This window comes from Shinella sp. G-2 (assembly GCF_050172695.1).
GTDB lineage: Bacteria > Pseudomonadota > Alphaproteobacteria > Rhizobiales > Rhizobiaceae > Shinella.
In genome coordinates this window covers 44,690-64,258 of the sequence record NZ_JBBEYH010000010.1, presented here as the reverse complement: position 1 = coordinate 64,258, position 19,569 = coordinate 44,690, and the positions used below count along the sequence as shown (strand labels likewise).

General features: G+C 65.1%; 17 protein-coding genes and 1 pseudogene. 13 read left to right on the top strand and 5 right to left on the bottom strand.

Annotated elements, in window-relative coordinates; all coding sequences use genetic code 11:
• Window positions 1–5: 5 nt before the first annotated feature.
• Both V8U06_RS16880 and V8U06_RS16875 read right to left on the bottom strand, forming a co-directional pair.
• Window positions 6–869 (bottom strand): sugar phosphate isomerase/epimerase family protein, encoded by an 864-nt coding sequence (locus V8U06_RS16880; protein ID WP_427141634.1) that lies wholly within the window; start codon window positions 867–869, stop codon window positions 6–8.
• A gap of 19 nt (window positions 870–888) precedes the next feature.
• Entirely contained in the window at window positions 889–2,151 is a 1,263-nt protein-coding gene (locus tag V8U06_RS16875; protein ID WP_427141714.1) for an ABC transporter substrate-binding protein, read from the bottom strand.
• Between the two features lie 145 nt (window positions 2,152–2,296).
• Here V8U06_RS16875 and V8U06_RS16870 point away from each other — a divergent pair, with 145 nt between their 5' ends.
• From V8U06_RS16870 to V8U06_RS16850, 5 genes are all read left to right on the top strand, one after another.
• Entirely contained in the window at window positions 2,297–2,506 is a 210-nt protein-coding gene (locus V8U06_RS16870) for a hypothetical protein (RefSeq protein ID WP_427141633.1), read from the top strand.
• 91 nt (window positions 2,507–2,597) lie between these two features.
• On the top strand, window positions 2,598–3,602 hold the full coding sequence (tauA, locus tag V8U06_RS16865) for a taurine ABC transporter substrate-binding protein (protein WP_427141632.1): 1,005 nt from the start codon (window positions 2,598–2,600) through the stop codon (window positions 3,600–3,602).
• Between the two features lie 108 nt (window positions 3,603–3,710).
• Complete coding sequence (locus V8U06_RS16860; protein WP_427141631.1) at window positions 3,711–4,514, top strand: taurine ABC transporter ATP-binding protein; 804 nt, start codon at window positions 3,711–3,713, stop codon at window positions 4,512–4,514.
• The gene (locus tag V8U06_RS16855; protein ID WP_427141630.1) at window positions 4,511–5,347 is read left to right on the top strand and encodes an ABC transporter permease subunit; all 837 of its coding nucleotides are present in this window, start codon (window positions 4,511–4,513) and stop codon (window positions 5,345–5,347) included. The genes V8U06_RS16860 and V8U06_RS16855 overlap by 4 nt, the downstream gene beginning before the upstream one ends.
• 106 nt (window positions 5,348–5,453) lie before the next feature.
• The gene (locus V8U06_RS16850; RefSeq protein WP_427141629.1) at window positions 5,454–5,657 is read left to right on the top strand and encodes a hypothetical protein; all 204 of its coding nucleotides are present in this window, start codon (window positions 5,454–5,456) and stop codon (window positions 5,655–5,657) included.
• A 23-nt stretch (window positions 5,658–5,680) separates the two neighbouring features.
• Here the strand turns inward: V8U06_RS16850 and V8U06_RS16845 are convergent, their stop codons facing one another.
• Genes V8U06_RS16845 through V8U06_RS16835 form a run of 3 tightly spaced genes read right to left on the bottom strand, consistent with a single transcriptional unit; the run spans window position 5,681 to window position 8,548 of the window.
• Window positions 5,681–6,379 (bottom strand): 4-hydroxythreonine-4-phosphate dehydrogenase, encoded by a 699-nt coding sequence (locus V8U06_RS16845; protein ID WP_427141628.1) that lies wholly within the window; start codon window positions 6,377–6,379, stop codon window positions 5,681–5,683.
• Window position 6,380: 1 nt separating this feature from the next.
• Window positions 6,381–7,382: a 4-hydroxythreonine-4-phosphate dehydrogenase PdxA gene (gene pdxA / locus V8U06_RS16840; protein ID WP_427141627.1), complete on the bottom strand. Its 1,002-nt coding sequence runs from the start codon at window positions 7,380–7,382 to the stop codon at window positions 6,381–6,383.
• Complete coding sequence (locus V8U06_RS16835; RefSeq protein ID WP_427141626.1) at window positions 7,379–8,548, bottom strand: four-carbon acid sugar kinase family protein; 1,170 nt, start codon at window positions 8,546–8,548, stop codon at window positions 7,379–7,381. The genes pdxA and V8U06_RS16835 overlap by 4 nt, the downstream gene beginning before the upstream one ends.
• Before the next feature lie 75 nt (window positions 8,549–8,623).
• Between V8U06_RS16835 and V8U06_RS16830 the strand changes: the two genes are divergently transcribed.
• From V8U06_RS16830 to V8U06_RS16795, 8 genes and pseudogenes are all read left to right on the top strand, one after another.
• On the top strand, window positions 8,624–9,505 hold the full coding sequence (locus V8U06_RS16830) for a LysR substrate-binding domain-containing protein (protein WP_427141625.1): 882 nt from the start codon (window positions 8,624–8,626) through the stop codon (window positions 9,503–9,505).
• A gap of 149 nt (window positions 9,506–9,654) precedes the next feature.
• On the top strand, window positions 9,655–10,257 hold the full coding sequence (locus V8U06_RS16825; protein ID WP_427141624.1) for an ANTAR domain-containing response regulator: 603 nt from the start codon (window positions 9,655–9,657) through the stop codon (window positions 10,255–10,257).
• Entirely contained in the window at window positions 10,254–11,468 is a 1,215-nt protein-coding gene (locus V8U06_RS16820) for a CmpA/NrtA family ABC transporter substrate-binding protein (RefSeq protein ID WP_427141623.1), read from the top strand. Before V8U06_RS16825 ends, V8U06_RS16820 begins: the two co-directional genes overlap by 4 nt.
• A gap of 323 nt (window positions 11,469–11,791) precedes the next feature.
• On the top strand, window positions 11,792–13,018 hold the full coding sequence (locus V8U06_RS16815; protein ID WP_427141622.1) for an MFS transporter: 1,227 nt from the start codon (window positions 11,792–11,794) through the stop codon (window positions 13,016–13,018).
• Window positions 13,019–13,033: 15 nt separating this feature from the next.
• Complete coding sequence (nirB, locus tag V8U06_RS16810) at window positions 13,034–15,484, top strand: nitrite reductase large subunit NirB (protein ID WP_427141621.1); 2,451 nt, start codon at window positions 13,034–13,036, stop codon at window positions 15,482–15,484.
• 10 nt (window positions 15,485–15,494) lie between these two features.
• Window positions 15,495–15,824 carry a nitrite reductase small subunit NirD gene (gene nirD, locus V8U06_RS16805; RefSeq protein WP_427141620.1) on the top strand — a complete coding sequence of 110 codons (330 nt, stop codon included), beginning with the start codon at window positions 15,495–15,497 and terminating at the stop codon, window positions 15,822–15,824.
• 1 nt (window position 15,825) lies between these two features.
• Window positions 15,826–18,483: a molybdopterin-dependent oxidoreductase gene (locus V8U06_RS16800; protein ID WP_427141619.1), complete on the top strand. Its 2,658-nt coding sequence runs from the start codon at window positions 15,826–15,828 to the stop codon at window positions 18,481–18,483.
• Window positions 18,455–19,540, top strand: a pseudogene (locus tag V8U06_RS16795) (SAM-dependent methyltransferase); the annotation flags it as partial. The gene V8U06_RS16800 and the pseudogene V8U06_RS16795, both read left to right, overlap by 29 nt.
• Between the last annotated feature and the right edge of the window lie 29 nt (window positions 19,541–19,569).

Below are 19,569 nucleotides of genomic sequence, written 5' to 3'. Positions count from 1 at the left end.
CCGGCCTACTCTTCGAGGAGGGTCGAGACGAAGGCGAAGTTGCGTGCGGCAATCGCCTCCGGCGTCTCGGGATGCTTCGGCGCAAGGTCCTGCTCGATGACCAGCGGGCCGTCATAGCCGCTCGCCAGCAGCGCCCGCATGAAATCGGCGATGTCGACCACGCCGCGGTCGAGATCGGTCATGATGCCATCCTCGAAGGCGCGGTCGCAGTGAATGCCTTCCGCCAGCACCTGCTCGCGGAAGGCGCCGTCGACATTCTTGAGGTGGATGGCGTTGATGCGCGCCTTGTGACGCAGGAAGAAGGCCTTCGGATCGGCTTTCCAATAGGCGTGATGGCCCGTATCGAGGCAGAGGCCGACGAGGTCGGGGTCGGTTTCCGCCAGCAGCCGCTCGATCTGCGGCTCGTGTTCGACGCAGGTGCCGACATGGGGGTGGAAGCTGAATTGCAGTCCATGGTCCTGCGCGATGCGGGCGGCCCGCATGGTCAGATCGACGAGGCTGCGCCATCCGGCCTCATCGACCACGCCCATCTGGTCCTTGGGATAGAATTCGGATTCGTCCATCAGAATGAAATGCGTGCCGCCGACGGCGGAAAGCAGCGCGCAGATCCGGTGCGTGCGCTCTTCCAGCGCCGCCGCCGTGGCCGGGTCGGCCAGCGTATGGACATGGGCCGCCGCGACCACGGCAAGGCCGCGGCGATCCAGTTCTTGCGAAAGCACCGTGGCGTCGGTGGAGAAGTAGCCGTAGGGGCCAAGCTCGGTATGCCGGTATCCGGCCGCCACGATGCGGTCGAGATAATCGGTCCAGACGAGATCGTTGCCCGTGGGCCAGTAGACGCCCCAGCAGCAGGGTGCAATCGCGATATTCACTGTCTTTTCCTCGCTCTGCTTACCAGCCGCGCTTCTTCAGCCGCTCGAGATCGGCACTCACCTTGGCGAGCGCATCGCCTGCGGTTTCCTTGCCGCTGAGGACATTGTGGACGCCGTTGAAGATGCGCTGCGAGACGCGGTTGTAGGAGGCGCCCGTCACCTGCGACGGCCGCGAGGCGCTTTCCGCATAGGCCTTTTCGGCGAAGCGCAGCGACGGGTTCTTCGCCAGGATTTCCTCATCCTTGTAGAGCGTCTTCAGCGTCGGGCTGTAGCCCTGCATGGCGCGGCGCTTCTGCTCCTTGGCATTGGTGAGGTAGCGCACGAGGCTGACGGCGGCATCGACGTCGTCGGCATATTTGGAGACGCCGAGCAGGCCCGCGCCGTAGCAGCCGCTGGACTTTTCGCCCTCGGCGCCGACCGGCAGCGCCATGACGCCGACCTTGCCCAGCAGCGAGGAGCCTTCCGCCTGGCTGGTGCCCCAGACATAGCCCCAGTTGCGATGGAAGATGGAGTTGCCTGCCTCGAAGACGCCGCGCGAGCCTTCCTCGTCATAGTTGAGCACGCCTTCCGGGCTGATGCCGCCGATCCAGGACCGGGCGAGGTCGAGGGCTTCGACAGCCTTCGGATTGTTCGCGGTGATCGTACCATCGGGCGCGATGAAGGTGCCGCCGCCATAGGACGCGACCCATTCCAGCGCGTCGCAGGTCAGCCCTTCATAGGCGCGGCCCTGCCAGACATAGCCCCACAGGTCCTTGCTGCCGGTCGCACGCTCCTGTTCCTGGATGGACTTGGCCGTTTCGGTCAGCTCCTTCCAGGTTTTCGGCTCGGCCTTGCCGTATTTTTCGAGCAGGTCCTTGCGGTAGAACATCAGGCCGGCATCGACGAACCACGGCATCGCCAGCAGCTTGCCCTCGATGGTCGAGTCGGCGAGCGCCGCCTCGAAATGTTCGGAAAGCTCTTCCGCCGGCACTTTCTCCTTGAGGTCGACGAGATGGGCGGCGAGGGCGCCGACCCAGATATTGTCGAGCGTCAGCACGTCGATATCGCCCGACTTGCCGGCCAGAAGCTGCTGGTAGAGCGGCAGGGCCTCGCCCCAGTTCGCCGGCATCTTGTTGATCTTGACCGTGTTGCCGGTTTCCTTCGCCCAGGCCTCGGAGGCCGACTGGCAAAGCTCAAGCTCGGCGCCGGCCGAACTGCAGAAGATCGAAACCTCCGCCGCTGCCGCCGAGCCACCCCACAGGACCGCGCCGACAAGCGCCGTCGTTCTCAAAAATCCATTCAGCTGCACTGTGTTTCCTCCCACACTGCGTTAAGCACAAGGCAATTACTATACCGTCTGGACGGTTTAGTAAAGCCGAGGATTTATGCGTCCAGGTCGCGTCCGCATCTCGCCCCGAAAACCGACATCGGCGTGTCTTCGGGCCTTCTTGCTGTCGTTCCGGCGCATTGGCGCTGACGGTGCCGTTGCTGCTCCGCACCCGGACCAGGCGGTCCTGTCCGATCTCCGCGGCTATCTCACGCGCTACGGACTGCCGCTCGCGACGCTGAGCACCTTCGTCTTCCGGCGCCTGCGGCGGACCATTCCGCTTCCGCTGCGGATCGACGCAAAACCAATTGCCGACTTGGTTGCAAATTGAGGCGAAAATTTCTCTACTAAATTTATGGATTATATAGCCTTGAATGACCGGCCGACGAGACCTCGGACGACGGCAACTTGAGGAGAAGCCCATGACCATCACCCGCAGAACCTTGCTCGCGGCCACTGCAACGCTGACGCTGGCAGCATCCTTCACCACCGCTTTCGCTGAGGACGTGACGCTCAACATCGGCTACCAGCCGATCGTCGAGCCCTCGCGCGTGCCACAGGCCGACGGCACCTATGAAAAGGTGACCGGCGCCAAGATCAACTGGCAGAAATTCGACGGCGGCGCCGACGTGATCGCGGCGATTGCCTCCGGCTCGCTCGATATCGGCTATGTCGGCTCTTCGCCGCTCGCCGCTGCCGCCAGCCGCGAACTGCCGATCGAGGCGATCTTTATCGTCGGTCTCATCAGCGAAGCCGAGGCGCTCGCCGTGAAGGGCATCGAAAAGCCCGAGGATCTCGCCGGCAAGAAGATCGCGACGCCCTTCGTATCCACCGCCCACTACAGCCTGCTGACGGCATTGAAGCACTGGAACGTCGATCCGAAGTCGGTTGAGATCCTCAACCTGCGCCCGCCGGAAATCGCAGCCGCCTGGGAGCGCGGCGACCTCGACGGCGCTTACGTCTGGGATCCGGTGCTGGCCGAACTGAAGAAGAGCGCCAAGGTTCTGGCGACTTCGGCCGATGTTGCCGACTGGGGCGGTCCGACCTTCGACGCCTGGATCGTCAGCAAGAAGTTCGCCGAGGCGCATCCTGACGTCGTGACGGCCTTCGTGAAGGTGACAGGGGAGGCGACCGCCGCCTACCGCGCCAACCCGGACGCCTGGAACGCCACTTCGCCGGAAGCCGAGAAGATTGCGCGCCTCACCGGCGCAAAGCAGGACGAGGTACCCGCGCTGCTCAAGGGTTACATCTTCCCGACGCTGGACGAGCAGGCCGGCGAAGCCCTGCTGGGCGGCGGCACGGTAAAGGCCGTTGCCGACACCTCGGCCTTCCTCCTCGAGCAGGGCAAGATCCCCGCCGCGCTGACCGATTACAAGCCCTACGTTTCGACCCGCTGGGTCACGGACGCGACGAAGCTCGCTTACTGATCCCTCGAACAGGCTTGCGGCGGAGACGGCCCGGCGGTGCGACAAGCGCCGCCGGGTCATCGCCAACCGGTCATCGCCAACCCGGCGCACCCCATCCTCGGAGGTCCCATGAGCATCCTGACATTCCGCAACGTCTCGCTCACCTATCCGGCCCGACCCGGCCGAGGCGGCACGGACGAAAAGCGCGTTCTCGACGGCATCAACCTGCAGGTCGGCTCCGACGAACTGGTGGCGATCATCGGTCGTTCGGGCTCGGGCAAGACGAGCCTTCTCAACCTTGCCGCCGGTTTCCTTGCGCCCAGCAAGGGCACCATCGCCGTCGATGGCGTCCCCCTCACCGAGCCGGGCGCCGACCGCGCCGTCGTCTTCCAGGACGACGCGCTCTATCCCTGGCTCGATGCGCGCGACAACATTGCCTTTCCGCTGAAGCTGAAGGGCGTGCCGCTTGCCGAACGCCGTGCACGGGCGGAGGCCCTGCTTGCGCGTGTCGGCCTGGCAGAGGCCGGCGACCGGCATATCTGGGAGCTTTCGGGCGGCATGCGCCAGCGTGTCGGCATTGCCCGCGCGCTCGCCGCCAAACCGCGTTTCCTGCTGCTTGACGAGCCGTTCGGCGCGCTCGATGCGCTGACCCGCACCCGCATGCAGGCGTTCCTCCTGCGCATCAAGGCCGAGAGTGGCGCGGGCGCCATCCTCATCACCCACAGCATCGAGGAAGCACTGCTGCTCGGCACGCGCGTCGTCGTGCTTTCCCCCAATCCAGGCCGCTTCACGGCGGAGATCGAGACCGGATTCCAGGCGGAAGTGCTGAACGGCGCCTCGGTCGCCGCCGTGAAGGCCTCGCCGCTTTTCAAGCGCACGCATGCGGGGCTTACCGACCTCATCCACGCCGGCGAAGAGGAACTTGCCGCATGACACTTCTTGCCGAACTCGACACGCTGCCCATCGAAACGAACGACACGGCACCCGCTCGACCGGCGCGCCGCCTGCCGGTCGCCGCCATTTCCACGCTCACCATCGGCGCGATCCTCGGCCTGTGGGGCCTTGCCTCCGCCTATGCGATGGTCTCACCCGTTTTCCTGCCCTCTCCGCGCCAGGTCGCCATCGCCCTCTACAATCTCATCGTCACAGGCTTCGTCGATGCGACGCTTGCCGAACATGTCGGCGCCAGCCTCTACCGCATCTTCGGCGCCTTGATTGCCTCGATCCTGATCGGCATACCCGCGGGTATCGCCATCGGCACCAGCCGGGTCGGTCGCGGCATCCTCGATCCCATCGTCGAGTTCCTGCGCCCGCTGCCGCCGCTCGCCTATCTGCCGCTGGTCATCATCTGGGTCGGCATCGGCGAGGCTTCGAAAATCACCGTCATCGCACTGTCGATGCTGCCCTCGATCATACTGTCCACCTCCGCCGGCGTGCGCGCCGTCTCGAAGGATCATGTCAACGCGGCCCGCTCGCTGGGTGCGAGCAAGCGGCAGGTCCTTGGCGAAGTGGTCCTGCCGAGCGCCGTTCCCTCGATCCTCACCGGCATCCGCATCGCGCTTGGCGCGGGCTGGACGACACTCGTGGCAGCGGAACTGGTGGCCGCGACGAGCGGCATCGGCTTCATGATCCAGTCGGCGGCGCAGTTCCTCGTCACCGACATCGTCATCGCCGGCATTGTCGTCATCGCGCTGATCGCAATCGTCCTGGAATATGTGGTGCGTCTCATCGAGCGGTCGCTGGTGCCCTGGGCGTCCCATCGATAAGCGTCGCGATCGCCCCGAAAGCAGCCTCCGGGTCCTTTGACGCGGGGCCGGCTTCAGGAACAAACGCGACGCCGCTCCTTGGTCTAAAGGCGGCTTTCCTCATGTCTTGAAGGAGTGTTTCCTGCGGGGGCAGCGGATCTTCGATCCGGCGGAGAAGGATGCACGGAGTGCCTGGACAGAGATTGTCTCTGCCGTCGACGGTATCCTGTTTGCGCGCTGGCATCAGCGCGTCATCGACAAGGGCATGTCCATCGGTAAGATCGTTGCCATGCAAGCGCCTGAAAAGGGCACCAGGCGCCTGCTCGATTGACGGAGAGGGAGGCGCCGTCCGGATCACCCTTCGATGAGCCGCTCGGCTTGTTTCTTGATCGCGCCTATCGCCAGAAGCTGGTGGGTCAGGCCGGCCGTCGCCGCCGGAAACCGCCCGTCAAGAGCCGCGGTTCCGACCGTGAAGCCGGCGGCCTGGCCACTGACGGCGGCATGGATGCGCTCGGCACGGTCGATAGACCCCGCGACGATGACGGGTTTGGCAACGGCGCTACAGACGGCCTGGATCAGATCGGCGACATCGACATCGGCGCGATAGGCAAGGAGGTCGAGGCCGTGCACGCCCTCGCGACTGGCAAGATCCCTGGCGCTTGCAACGATCTCCATCATGGACCCCTCGAGAATGCTCGGGTGCCCGGTTATGCGACCAGGGAACGGATAGTACCGGACGCCACTTCCCTCGATGAGGGGAAGCACGTCGTCCACATGGGTGCCGCCCAGCAGATAGTCGACCCCGAGCGTGAGGGCGGCGCGCACCGAGGCGATCTCGCTTTCCCTGTCGAGCGAAACCACCTCGAGGTAGCTTTTCGCACCCGCCCGCTGGATTTCCCGGTTCAGGTCGGCAAGCGCCGCCAGGGGCAGACCGATATCCTTGAAGCCGATGTGCCGAACACCCGCCGAAAGCACGGCGGGCAACTGCTCCCGTGCATCCGGGATCGTCCGGTCGTTGCGGGTCAGCATGAAGATGAAGTCCGTGGCGGACATGTCAGTTCTCCTGTTCGGATGGCGCGTCTGCCAGTCGGCGAGCGTAATCGATGGCTGTTTCGAGACTTTTCGGATCGGCTATGCCCCGGCCCGCGATATCGAAGGCGGTGCCGTGGTCGGGGCTGGTGCGTATGAAGGGCAGGCCGAGCGTGATGTTCACGCCCTTCTCCAAGCCCAGATATTTGACCGGGATGAGCCCCTGATCGTGATACTGCGCGACGACCACGTCGAAACGGCCGTTCCGCGCCTGCATGAACACCGTATCGCCGGGCCAGGGACCGCTGGCGTCGATGCCCTCCGCGCGCGCTGCGGCAATGGCCGGGGCGATGATGCGTATCTCCTCGTCGCCGAACAGGCCGCCTTCGCCGGCATGTGGATTGAGCCCCGCGACGGCGATACGGGGATGGGCGATGCCGAGGGCGCAGCCGCCCTGATGGGCGAGGCGTATTGCGGACATCTGCGCCGCGAAATCGGCTCGGCGGATGGCTTCGGCCAGCGCGCAGTGGATCGTTACCAGAACGGTGCGGATGTCGTCGTTGGCGAGCATCATCGCCACACGGTCCGCGCCGCCCCTCTCCGCGAGGATTTCCGTATGGCCGGGATAGGAAAGCCCGGCGGCGGCCAGCGCTTCCTTGTGGATCGGCGCCGTGACCATCCCGGCGACCGCGCCTGATCTGGCGAGATCGATCGCCGCAACGATGGCGTCATAGGCCATGCGGCCGCTGGCGGCACTGACCGTGCCGAGCGGGGGCGGCGTCTCGACCCTGGACGAGGCGAGGACGTTCAGAAAGCCTTCCGGCCTTGCATCGGCGACCGTGCCGATTTCGTTCAGGCACAGCCCGCCACTCAGTCTGGCGATCGCGTTCGCCAGAACAGCCGGATCGCCGACAATGACGTTGTGACGCAAATCGGCACGGGCAAGGATCGTCTTCGCGACGATCTCCGGTCCGATGCCCGACGGGTCGCCCATGGTAATGGCGAGGGGGCGCAGTATGGTTTTCATGATGGCTTCCCTCCGATCTGAAGGATGGCATTGGCGGCATTGCACAAGGTCATGACCGAGCCGAAACCGCCTGCCTTCATGGCAAGCAGCATCGTTCGTCCATTTGCCAGACGTGTGCAACCGAGCGGAAAGCCGGGCTCAAGCTCATGGGTCAAGGTGAAGGTGTGGATGGAGAGGCGGTCCATAAGGGCGCTCATCGTCTCGCCGCCTGTCGCGATAATGGCGTCGTACCATTGCCGCGAGAGCGCGACTTCCGCCTCGTCCACCAGTGCGGAGAGAACCTTCGACGGATCCGCCGTGCGGGTGCGCGGGGCAGGGAGGCACGCGATGGACGCCGTGGTAGCGATGCCTTCTGCTCTATCGGCGACCGAGGCGCCGGCCGCGGCCAGCGCCTCGCATTGGGCGTGGCTGACGTGGTTTGCGCTGCCGACGAGGACGAGAACGCGACGCGGAGTGTTCGGGGGCGTGAAGGTCTGGCGATCGGGCGATCGGCCGACGACCGCGGCCAGGGCCTCGGCCATGCCCGGAGATCCGACCCATAGAGCCGGGCCGTGTTTCGCAATCTCCGCAATCCGGCGGTTCAGCAGGATCTGGCTGTATGCGTCGACGACGATGACCGAAGCGCCGGCAATGTGCTTCCCGATATCGTCGTCGGTCGCGCTAACGGGAACCATCGCCGGTCGGCCAAGATCGGGTGCGATCAGGTCTGCAATCCGCGACGTGCGCGCGGGATGAACGGGGTCGTGACCATAGGCGGTCTGCGCGACTGGCTCGCCATGCAGACGTTGGACGCCGTCGATCGTGGTGCGTCCCGCTGCCGGAAATGCCGGAGCGACAACCAGCCGTGCCCGGCCGCTGGCTTGGAAGGCAGCGGCGATCTCCGCGCGAACATGGCCGCGCAGGGTGGAATCGATCGTCTTGTAGAGGTGCCGGCAGCCGGCAAGCGAAGCGATCGCCTGGGCGGTGGCGCGCACGGCGTCCACTTCGATCATGAGCCGGCTGCCCGTGTCGATGGCCGTCACCTGCGCGCTACCGGTTTCCTGTTTCGACCGGCAGACCCGGGGTTGATAGCCGGATTTCAGAAATGCGCCAGCGCCGTCCGCCGCGCTCGTCAGGTCGTCGGCAACAATGCCGACCCGTTCGATTTGGTCAATGATCTCTCTCATGGCTCCTGAATACCAGCGGACTTCGGGGATAAAAATCGATATGATTTGACGTTTATTGGTGATAAATGATCACCAATGAAGCGATCGGAAATCTCCTCTCTCGATGACTTGCGTGCATTCGAGGTCGTGGCGCGGCTTGGATCCGTGCGTGCGGCTGCCGCCGACCTCAATCTCACCCACGGTGCTGTGAGCCGGCGCGTATCGAAACTGTCCGATCACCTGGGCGTCATTCTGCTGGAGCCCGACGGCCGTGGTCTGCGGTTGACGAAGGAGGGCGCGCGATTGGCGCAGGCGGCAACGGATGCCCTGTCGCTCGTTTCGGCCGCGCTGGAGGATATCCGTGAAGTCGAGTTGTCGCCGCCGATTGTCGTCTCCAGCGAGCGATCTGTCGCTATGCGCTGGCTCATTCCGCGGCTCTCGGAGTTTCAGGATCGCCATCCGGACATAGACCTTCATCTGTCCGTCGGCGGCGGCAGTTTCGACTTTGCGCGTGACCGGATCACGCTGGCCATCCGTCGGCTGGACTTCGCAATCGATCCGAGTTGGCACGTCGAACAGCTGATTGCCGAGGAGGTCGGGCCGGTCATGCATCCCGATATGGTCGAGAGGTTTTCTGCCGGCGCCTATGTCGCGCTTGCCGCGAAGACCCGGCCCAATGCCTGGAGCAAATGGTCTGCCGACTGCCGGGAGGCACCGAAGCCAAGGTCGACGCGCTTTCTCGATCAGCATTTCCTGATGGTGGAAGCCGCTGCCAGTGGGCTCGGCGTCGCCATGTGTCCGAAGATCATGGCCATCGACGATATCCGCAGGGGGCGCCTCGTCGCGCCCCTGGGCTTCCTGCCGGACGGCTCGCACTACGGTATCATTCGCTCGCCATCGGCCGAGATATCGCCCGCCCTCGACACGTTCGTTTCATGGCTGCTTGCAGGCTTCCACGGGGACTTTGCCTTCTCCTGAAACAGCCGGCGCTGTCTCCGCGCGCGCCCAAGAGCCGAACACGCATCGCCCATCCCTATGGGCCGCATGGCTTGATATCGTCTGCATAATGCTGCATTGCAAAATGACGACGCGGCAATTCAGCAGCGCGGTTTCGATGCGGTCGCCATATGAAGCCGAATGGACTGAACGTACTTGTTATCGACGAGAATCGCATCCGCGCCGCCATCATCGAAGACGGGCTGCGGGATGCCGGTTATGACCAGGTGACGGTTATCGACGTCATGCAGGGTCTGGCGCGCCGCATTGCCGATCTCAATCCCGATATTGTCGTCATCGATCTCGAAAACCCGAACCGCGACATGCTGGAAAGCATGTTCCAGCTTTCGCGCGCCGTCAGGCGTCCCATTGCCATGTTCGTCGACAGATCCGACGAGGCCTCCATCGAGGCGGCGGTCGAAGCGGGCGTGTCGGCCTATATTGTCGACGGACTGAAGCAGGAGCGGGTGCGACCGATCCTGAAGATGGCGATCAGCCGGTTCAACGCCTTTTCCCGCCTCACCCGCGAACTGGAAGAGACGCGTGGCGAGCTTGAGAACCGCAAGGTCATCGACCGCGCCAAGGGGCTGCTGATGCGCTCTCGCGGGCTCTCGGAGGACGAGGCCTATGCGCTGCTGCGCCGCACGGCGATGAACCAGAACCGCAAGATCGCCGAGATAGCGCAAAGCCTTGTCACGGCGGCCGGCTTGCTCGATCCCGGAGGAACGGAATGACGACGCGCCACGCCATCACCGCCGGCTTCGTGCCGTTGCTCGACAGCGCGCTCCTCGTCGTCGCCCGAGAGATGGGCTTTGCCGAGGAGCAGGGGATCGCGCTCACGTTGCTGCGCGAGCGCTCCTGGGCAAGCATCCGGGACCGGCTGGCGGTGCGCCATATCGACGTCGCGCATATTCTCGGCCCCATGCCGATCGCCGGCAATCTAGGCCTGAATGTTCCCGCACCCGACATGATCGTGCCCATGGCGCTCGGTCTTGGCGGCAACGCCGTCACCGTCTCGTCGGCGCTCTGGCAGGCGATGGCGGACAAGGGCGCGACGGATGATCTTGACGCGCGCGGGAATGGGGCCGCGCTCCGTGCGGTGATCGCGGCGCGGGCCGGGCGGCCGCTGCGCTTCGGCGTCGTGCATCCCTATTCCGGGCACAATTACGAACTGCGGTACTGGCTGGCGGCGAGCGGTATCGATCCGGACCGCGAGATCGAGATCGTCGTGCTGCCGCCGCCGGATATGGGCGATGCGCTCGCCGAGCATGTGATCGACGGCTATTGTGCGGGCGAACCCTGGAACGCGTTCGGCGTGCTGCGCCGAGGCGGGCATCTTGCGACCGTCAAGGCGGCGATCTGGCAGTCGAGCCCGGAAAAGGTGCTGGGCGTCAACGCGCGTTGGGGCGAAGCCAATCCCGAGGCGATGGCCGCGCTGCTCGTGGCGCTGCATCAGGCCTCGCTGTGGTGCGCCCGGCCGGACAATCGTGCGGCGCTTGCCGTGCTTCTGGCGCAGCCGGCCTATGTCGGGCGCGATGTGGAGCTGCTTCTGCCGGCGCTCAGCGGCAAGCTGCCGGTCGGAGGCGGCGCCGTGCGGTCCATCGACGATTTCTTCGTGCCGAATGCCAGGGCGGCGACTTTTCCGTGGAAGAGCCATGCGCTCTGGTTTTACACCCAGATGGTTCGCTGGCGGCAGATCGAACACACGGCGAAACACCAGCACATCGCGGCGGAGACCTACCGCCCGGACATCTACCGGGCCGCGCTGAAGGACCTCGGCATTGCCATGCCATCCGCCAGCGCCAAGGTCGAGGGGGCGCTGACGGCCGCAACGCCGGTCGGCTCTTCCGGCGCGCTGACGCTGGGACCGGATGGGTTCTTCGATGGCGGACGCTTCGATCCCGACGACGTCGACGCCTATATCGCCGCGCAATCTGCCGGTTGATGCGCGGCGCTTAATTTATGCGCACTGCACAAAAAATGACTTTGCAATGCACGGGCTGAAAGCCACCCGGCAAGTGTCGGCACTGCATAGGCTTTTATCTTCTTTGTAAATCAATGGCTTGTCGAAACTGGCACGCCGATTGCTTTTTATTGCTCGGGCCTTCGGGTCACGAAATCGGCGTCCAACGACGGGCGCCTCACCAGCAAAGCCGCTGATCAGGATCTGTGACGACGGACCATCCGTCTCGCATGCCCTGGCCTGCGGCTTTTTGTTTTCACCCCTCAAGATGGAGCGGCACGACCTTGTCGGGCCACGGAGAAGCCATGTCTGCGACCAGCAAACCTCTATCCGCCAGCGAACCGGCAATCGCCCTGTGGATGTCAACCTTCGCCTTCACCATCTGTTTCGCCGTCTGGACGATCTTCGCGATCATCGGCATCCGCATCAAGGAAGAGCTGGGGCTCAGCGAAGCCGCGTTCGGTCTTCTCGTCGGCACGCCCATTCTCACCGGATCGCTGGTGCGCATCGTGCTCGGTGTCTGGACGACGCGCTATGGCGGCCGCCTAGTCTATACGCTGACCATGCTGGCGGCAGCCTTCGCCACGCTCCTGCTGTCGCATGCCACGACCTATCCGCAAATGCTGCTGGCCGGTCTCGGCATCGGGCTTGCGGGTGGCTCCTTCGCCGTGGGCATCGCCTATGTCTCGCCGTTCTTTCCGGCCGAAAAGCAGGGGACGGTGCTCGGCATCTTCGGCGCCGGCAATGTCGGCGCGGCGGTGACCAAGTTCCTGGCGCCCGTCGTGCTCGTCGCCGCAGGCTGGCAGATGGTGGCGGAATACTGGGCGGCGGCCCTGTTCCTGACCGCCGTGCTTTTCTGGTTCACCACCTCCGACGATCCCGCCTTCCGCAGCCGTAAGGAAGGCAAGGCGCCGCGCCGCCCGATGCTGCAGGAATTCGCGCCGCTGAAGAACGCCCAGGTCTGGCGCTTCTCGCTGTACTATTTCTTTGCCTTCGGCGGGTTTGTGGCCCTGTCGCTGTGGCTGCCGCGCTATCTCGTCGGCGTCTACGGTTTCGACATCGCCACGGCCGGCATGATCGCGGCGGCCTATTCCGTCCCCGGCAGCATTTTCCGGGCCCTCGGCGGCATGCTGTCCGACCGGAAGGGCGCGCGTAGCGTCATGTACTGGGTGTTCGGGATTTCGGCGGCCGCAACGCTGGTCCTCTCCGTACCGGCCGCCCTGCCGCCGGCCATCTTCATCCTCGCGGTCTTCGTTCTCGGCTTCGTCATGAGCCTCGGCAAGGCGGCCGTCTACAAGCATATCCCGGCCTATTATCCCGAAAGCATCGGCGCTGTCGGCGGCATCGTCGGCATGGTCGGCGGGCTTGGCGGCTTCCTCCTGCCCATCGCCTTCGGCCTCCTCAAGGACGCGACGGGCCTGTGGTCGAGCTGTTTCATCCTGCTCTTCGCCGTCGTCACCATCTCGCTTTTCTGGATGCATCTGTCCATCCGCCAGATGGAGCGCGTCTCCGTTCCGGCTGTCGCAGCGTAACTGCAAGGAAACACCATGACCGAGAAACTCGTCATCATCGGCAATGGCATGGCGCCGGGGCGCATGCTGGAGCATCTCCTCGAAAAGGCGCCGGGCCAATACGACGTAACCATTTTCAACGCCGAGCCGCGCGTCAATTACGATCGCATCATGCTTTCGCCGGTGCTGTCGGGCGAGAAGGACTATGAGGAAATCATCATCCACGGCGACGGCTGGTACATCAAGCACGGCATCACGCTCTACAAGGGCCATCGCATCGTCGCCATCGACCGCGATGCGAGGACCGTCACGTCCGACTACGGCGTGACGGAAAGTTATGACAAGCTGGTCATCGCCACCGGCTCCGTGCCCTTCATCCTGCCGGTGCCGGGCAAGGACCTGCCCGGCGTCATCACCTACCGCGATCTCGATGACGTGCAGGCCATGCTGCTGGCGGCCCAGTCGCGGGAAAAGGCCGTCGTCATCGGCGGCGGCCTCCTGGGGCTCGAAGCCGCCGCCGGCCTCGCCGGCCGCGGCATGGATGTCACCGTGCTCCATGTCATGCCGACCCTGATGGACCGCCAGCTCGACCCGGCCGCCGGCTATCTCCTGCAGAAAGAGCTGGAAGGGCGTGGCATCAAGATCATCTGCAAGGCGAACACGAAAGCCATTGTCGGCAACGGCAAGGTCGAAGGCATCGAGCTGGAGGATGGCCGCATCGTTCCGGCAACGCTCGTCGTCATGGCCGTCGGCATCCGCCCGAATGTCGGGCTTGCGCGGGAGGCGGGGCTTGCGATCAATCGGGGCATCGTCGTCGATCATGGCATGCAGACCTCCGACGGCAGCATCTGGGCGCTTGGCGAATGCGCCGAGGTCGGCGGCATGGTCTATGGCCTCGTCGCCCCGCTCTACGAGATGGCGCGTGTCATGGCCTCGCACCTTGCCGGCGAGCATGGCGCCGCCTTCGTGCATTCGGATACGCCGACCAAGCTCAAGGTCACCGGCATCGAACTCTTTTCGCTTGGCGATTTCGCCGATGGCGACGACCGCGAGGAGATCGTGCTGCGCGACGCGTCGGCCGGCGTCTACAAGCGCCTCGTGCTGAAGGGCAACAGGATCGTCGGCACGGTGCTCTATGGCGAAACCGCCGACGGCGCCTGGTTCAACGACCTGAAGAAGAAGCAGACCGATATCTCGCAGATGCGTGAGACGTTGATCTTCGGCCAGGCCTATCAGGGGGGCGCTCCGCTGGACCCTATGGCGGCCGTTGCAGCCTTGCCGGATGATGCGGAAATCTGCGGCTGCAACGGCGTGTGCAAGGGCAAGATCGTCTCGACGATCACCGGCAAGGGGCTGACCTCGCTGGACGACGTGCGGGCCCATACCAAGGCATCCGCCTCCTGCGGCTCCTGCACCGGGCTCGTCGAACAGTTGATGACGCTGACACTCGGCGACAGTTACAATCCCGCCGCCGTTCTGCCGATGTGCGGCTGCACCGATCTCGGCCATGACGACGTGCGCCGCCTGATCAAGGCCAAGGGACTGAAGTCCATTCCGGCCGTCATGCAGGAGCTGGAATGGAAAACCTCCTGCGGCTGCGCCAAGTGCCGCCCGGCGCTCAATTACTACCTGGTCTGCGACTGGCCGGATGCCTATGCCGACGACTATCAGTCCCGCTTCATCAACGAGCGGGTGCACGCCAATATCCAGAAGGACGGCACCTATTCCGTCGTGCCGCGTATGTGGGGCGGCGTGACGAATGCGGGCGAGCTGCGCGCCATCGCCGATGTGGTCGACAAGTTCGCAATTCCGCTGGTGAAGGTGACGGGCGGCCAGCGCATCGACCTGCTCGGCATCGAGAAGGAGCATCTGCCGGCCGTCTGGGCCGATCTCGGCCAGGCCGGTTTCATCTCGGGCCAGGCCTATGCCAAGGGCCTGCGGACGGTGAAAACCTGCGTCGGTTCCGACTGGTGCCGTTTCGGCACGCAGGATTCCACCGGGCTCGGCATTCGCATCGAAAAATTCATGTGGGGGTCCTGGACGCCGGCCAAGCTGAAGATGGCCGTTTCCGGCTGTCCGCGAAACTGCGCGGAAGCGACCTGCAAGGACATCGGCGTCATCTGCGTGGATTCCGGTTTCGAGATCCATTTTGCCGGTGCCGCCGGTCTCGACATCAAGGGCACGGAGGTGCTCGGCCTGGTGAAGAGCGAGGACGAGGCGCTGGAGCACATCGTGGCGCTGACGCAGATGTACCGCGAGCAGGCGCGTTATCTCGAACGCATCTACAAGTGGGCAAAGCGCATCGGCCTCGATGAGATCCGCCGCCAGATCATGGACGATGCGGACAAGCGCAAGGCCTATTACGACCGCTTCGTCTTCTCCCAGAAATTTGCCCAGGTCGATCCCTGGTCGGAGCGCGTCTCCGGCAAGGACAAACATGAATTCCGGCCGATGGCGACCATCGGCTACCCGGACGCTGCGGAATAGGAGGTCGGACATGAACTGGTTTGCCATCGGAGATATCGCCGACATTCCCCTGCGCGGCGCGCGCTGCGTGAAAACCCCGCAGGGCAGGATCGCCGTGTTCCGCACCGCGGAAAACGAGGTCTTCGCCATCGAGGACCATTGCCCGCACAAGGGCGGGCCGCTCAGCCAGGGCATCGTCCATGCGAAAGCCGTCACCTGCCCGCTGCACAACTGGGTCATCTCGCTCGAAACCGGCAAGGCGCTCGGTGCGGACCAGGGTGCGGTGAAGACGATCGCGCTCAAGAACGACGGCGGCGCACTGTTCATCGCGCTCGAAAGCCTGATGATGGCGGCCGAATAGGATGGAACAGGCGGTCAAGACAACCTGCCCCTATTGCGGCGTCGGCTGCGGCGTCGTCGCGACGGTCGCCGAAGACGGCGTCGTCTCCGTCAAGGGCGATCCGGACCATCCGTCGAACTACGGCCGGCTCTGCTCGAAGGGGGCGGCGCTTGCCGAGACGATCGATCTTGACGGTCGCCTCCTCCACCCGGAGATCGATGGCCGGCAGGCGTCCTGGGACGCGGCGCTCGACCTCATCGCCGCGAAATTCGCCGGTGCGATTGCCGAGCACGGCCCCGATTCCGTGGCATTCTATGTGTCCGGCCAATTGCTGACGGAGGATTATTACGTCGCCAACAAGCTGATGAAGGGGTTTTTCGGCTCGGCCAATATCGACACCAATTCCCGGCTCTGCATGTCCTCCTCCGTTGCCGGTCATCGCCGGTCCTTCGGTTCGGATACGGTGCCGGGAACCTACGAAGACCTGGAACTGGCCGATCTCGTCATCCTGACCGGCTCGAACCTCGCCTGGTGCCATCCCGTGCTCTACCAGCGCCTTGTCGCGGCCAAACAGCGGCGTCCGGGCATGAAGGTCGTCGTCATCGATCCGCGCCGCACCATGACGGCCGACATCGCCGACCTGCATCTCGCCATCCGTCCCGATACGGATGTGGCGCTGTTTGTCGGCCTGCTTGCCCATCTCGTCTCGAACAATGCCGTCGAGCAGAACTATGTGGCCGCGCATACGTCAGGTTTTGCCGAAGCCTTTTCGGCCGCCGCGGGCGTTTCCTTCCGCGACGTGCTGGAACGGACCGGCCTTCCGGCCATGCAGCTCCGCGAATTCTACCGTCTGTTCACGACGACCGAGAAGGTCGTCACTTGCTACAGCCAGGGCGTCAATCAGTCGTCCTCGGGCACCGACAAGGTCAATGCGATCCTCAATTGCCATCTCGCCACCGGCCGGATCGGCCGGCCGGGCATGGGGCCATTCTCGCTGACCGGCCAGCCCAACGCCATGGGCGGCCGCGAGGTCGGCGGGCTCGCCAACATGCTCGCCGCCCATATGACCCTCGAAAGCGCAGATGACCGCGACCGGGTGCAGCGCTTCTGGGCTTCGCCGGTCATTGCGGAGAAGCCTGGCCTCAAGGCCGTCGATCTTTTCCAGGCCGTTGCCGAGGGGCGCATCAAGGCGCTCTGGATCATGGCGACGAACCCTGCGGTTTCAATGCCCGACGCCGACGCCGTCGCGGCGGCGATCAAGGCCTGTCCTTTCGTCGCCGTCTCCGACATCCTCCGGCAAACCGACACCGCCCGGCTCGCCCATGTGCTGCTGCCGTCGCTCGGCTGGGGGGAGAAGAGCGGAACGGTCACCAATTCCGAGCGCCGCATTTCCCGCCAGCGCGCCTTCCTCGATGCCCCCGGCCAGGCCAGGGCGGACTGGTGGCAGCTTGCCGAAGTCGCGCGCCGAATGGGTTTTGCGGAGGCCTTCGCCTATACCGCGCCGGCGAAGATCTTTTCCGAACATGCGGCCCTTTCGGCTTTCGAGAACGCCGGCCGCCGGGATTTCGATATCGGCGCGCATGCCGGCATCGCGCAGCATGCCTATGATGCACTTGCGCCCTTCCAGTGGCCGCAGCCGGCAGGGCAGGCGCCTACGGAAACCCGCTTCTTCGCCGATGGCGGCTTCTACCATGCCGGCGGCAAGGCCCGTTTCGTTGCCGTCGAGCCGGTGGAAAGCGACCGCACGAATGCCGACCATCCCTTCACGCTGAACACCGGCCGCATCCGCGACCAGTGGCACACCATGACGCGCACAGGCAAAAGCGCCCGCCTCTCGTCCCATATCGCCGAACCCTTCGCGGAACTGCATCCGCGCGATGCGATGGAGATCGGTGTCGGCAATGCCGGGCTGGTCGAGATCGAGAGCCCGCAGGGAAGGGTGGTCGTGCGCGCTCTCATCACCGAGCGCCAGGCGCGGGGCAGCATCTTTGCCCCCATGCACTGGAACGACCAGTTCGCTGCAAGGGCGCGCATCGACGCCGTCGTGCCTGCCATCACGGACCGTTTTTCCGGCCAGCCGGCCTCGAAGAACGTCGCTGTCGCGGCGCGTCGGTTCAAGGCGCAGCACTATGCCTTCGCCGTTTCGCGGACAAAGCCGGTCGAGCTGGACGCAGCCTATTGGGCGGTTGCCAGGGCCGATGGCGGCTGGCGGCTGGAACTGGCCTTCGTTGCGCCGGTGGAAGCCTGGACGGACTGGTGTCGCCGCACCCTTGCCATCCCCGCGCATGTCGAGCCGCTCGGCTATGCGGATGCGCGGACCGGCGATGTCAGGCTTGCCTTCTTCGAGGGCACGCGGCTCCTTGCCGCGTTCTTCCTGGCGCGCGAGCCCGTGGCCGTCGCCCGCAACTGGGCGATCGCGCAGCTTGCCGCCGAACACGCCAACCTGCGCAGGCGGTTCGCACTCGTCGCCGGCCGGCCGGGTGCGGACAAACCGGATCCCGGCGCCACCGTCTGTTCCTGCTTCGGCGTCGGCGTCAACCAGATCGTCGCCGCCGTGCGGGGCGGTTGTCACAGCGTCGAAGCCGTCGGCAAGGCGCTCAATGCCGGCACCAATTGCGGCTCCTGCCGCGCAGAGATCAGGGGGATCGTCGATGGATGTCTTGCCGCTGCCGCGCAATGAATCCTGCATGGCGCCGCTCGCCAAACTGCCCGTCTTCTGGGCGCTGGAGGGTAAGCGTGTCGTCGTCGCCGGCGGTACGGATGCCGCGATGTGGAAGACGGAGCTGCTGGCCGCCTGCGGCGCCCGCGTCGATGTCTATGCGGAGCGCTTCAGCGAGGCTTTCGAGGCGCTGTTCATCCGCAGGCCGGAGCATCCGGCCGCACAACTGACGCGACACGACCGGTTCTGGGCGCCATCGGATCTTCCCGGCGCGGTGCTGGCGGTCGGCGACTGCGAGGAGGATGCGGAACCATTTTCCGCGGCCGCGCGTGCGGCGGGCGTGCCGGTCAATGTCATCGACAAGCCGGCATTCTGTCAGTTCCAGTTCGGCTCGATCGTCAATCGCTCGCCCGTGGTGGTGGCGATCTCGACGGATGGCGCAGCCCCGATCCTGGCGCAGACGATCCGCCGCAGGATCGAGACGCTTCTGCCGCACAGCCTGAAGGCATGGGCGGCGCTGGCGCAGTCGCTGCGCGAGACGGTCAACCGCCGCCTGCAGCCCGGCCCGCCGCGCCGCGCCTTCTGGGAGCGGTTTTCCGATGCGGTCTTTTCCACGCTGGATACGCCGGAGGAGGGCGTGGGCGGGGTGCTTCTCGCTGAGGCCGAACGGCTCGCGGAAGCCCCCGCCATCGGTCGCGTGACATTTGTCGGCGCGGGGCCGGGCGATGCGGAACTCCTGACGCTCAAGGCCGTGCGCGTGTTGCAGGCGGCCGATGTCATCCTCTTCGACGACCGCGTCTCCGCCGACGTGCTGGAACTGGCGCGCCGGGAAGCGAAGCGCCTGCCGGTGAGACAACGCGGCGGCCGCGAAAGCGGCCGGCAGGAGAACATCAACGCCATGATGGTTGGGTTCGCCAAGGCCGGCCAGCGCGTGGTGCGGCTTACGCCTGGCTCCGGCCGTGCCGGAGAGGAGATCGCCCATCTCGACCGGGAGAACATCCCCGTCGACGTCGTTCCCGGCGTCGAGGCGGCGAGCGCCACGGCATCGCGCTTCGGCTCGTCCCTGGCTCACCGCGACCTTGGCCGCCATGGCCTCGAACCCCGCAA

Bases quoted from the DNA above. Each gene is read 5' to 3' on its own strand.
- tauA (WP_427141632.1), top strand. From the start codon at position 2,598: ATGACCATCACCCGCAGAACCTTGCTCGCGGCCACTGCAACGCTGACG.
- V8U06_RS16860 (WP_427141631.1), top strand. From the start codon at position 3,711: ATGAGCATCCTGACATTCCGCAACGTCTCGCTCACCTATCCGGCCCGA.
- V8U06_RS16855 (WP_427141630.1), top strand. From the start codon at position 4,511: ATGACACTTCTTGCCGAACTCGACACGCTGCCCATCGAAACGAACGAC.
- V8U06_RS16845 (WP_427141628.1), bottom strand. From the start codon at position 6,379: ATGTCCGCCACGGACTTCATCTTCATGCTGACCCGCAACGACCGGACG.
- pdxA (WP_427141627.1), bottom strand. From the start codon at position 7,382: ATGAAAACCATACTGCGCCCCCTCGCCATTACCATGGGCGACCCGTCG.
- V8U06_RS16835 (WP_427141626.1), bottom strand. From the start codon at position 8,548: ATGAGAGAGATCATTGACCAAATCGAACGGGTCGGCATTGTTGCCGAC.
- V8U06_RS16830 (WP_427141625.1), top strand. From the start codon at position 8,624: ATGAAGCGATCGGAAATCTCCTCTCTCGATGACTTGCGTGCATTCGAG.
- V8U06_RS16825 (WP_427141624.1), top strand. From the start codon at position 9,655: ATGAAGCCGAATGGACTGAACGTACTTGTTATCGACGAGAATCGCATC.
- V8U06_RS16820 (WP_427141623.1), top strand. From the start codon at position 10,254: ATGACGACGCGCCACGCCATCACCGCCGGCTTCGTGCCGTTGCTCGAC.
- V8U06_RS16815 (WP_427141622.1), top strand. From the start codon at position 11,792: ATGTCTGCGACCAGCAAACCTCTATCCGCCAGCGAACCGGCAATCGCC.
- nirB (WP_427141621.1), top strand. From the start codon at position 13,034: ATGACCGAGAAACTCGTCATCATCGGCAATGGCATGGCGCCGGGGCGC.
- nirD (WP_427141620.1), top strand. From the start codon at position 15,495: ATGAACTGGTTTGCCATCGGAGATATCGCCGACATTCCCCTGCGCGGC.
- V8U06_RS16800 (WP_427141619.1), top strand. From the start codon at position 15,826: ATGGAACAGGCGGTCAAGACAACCTGCCCCTATTGCGGCGTCGGCTGC.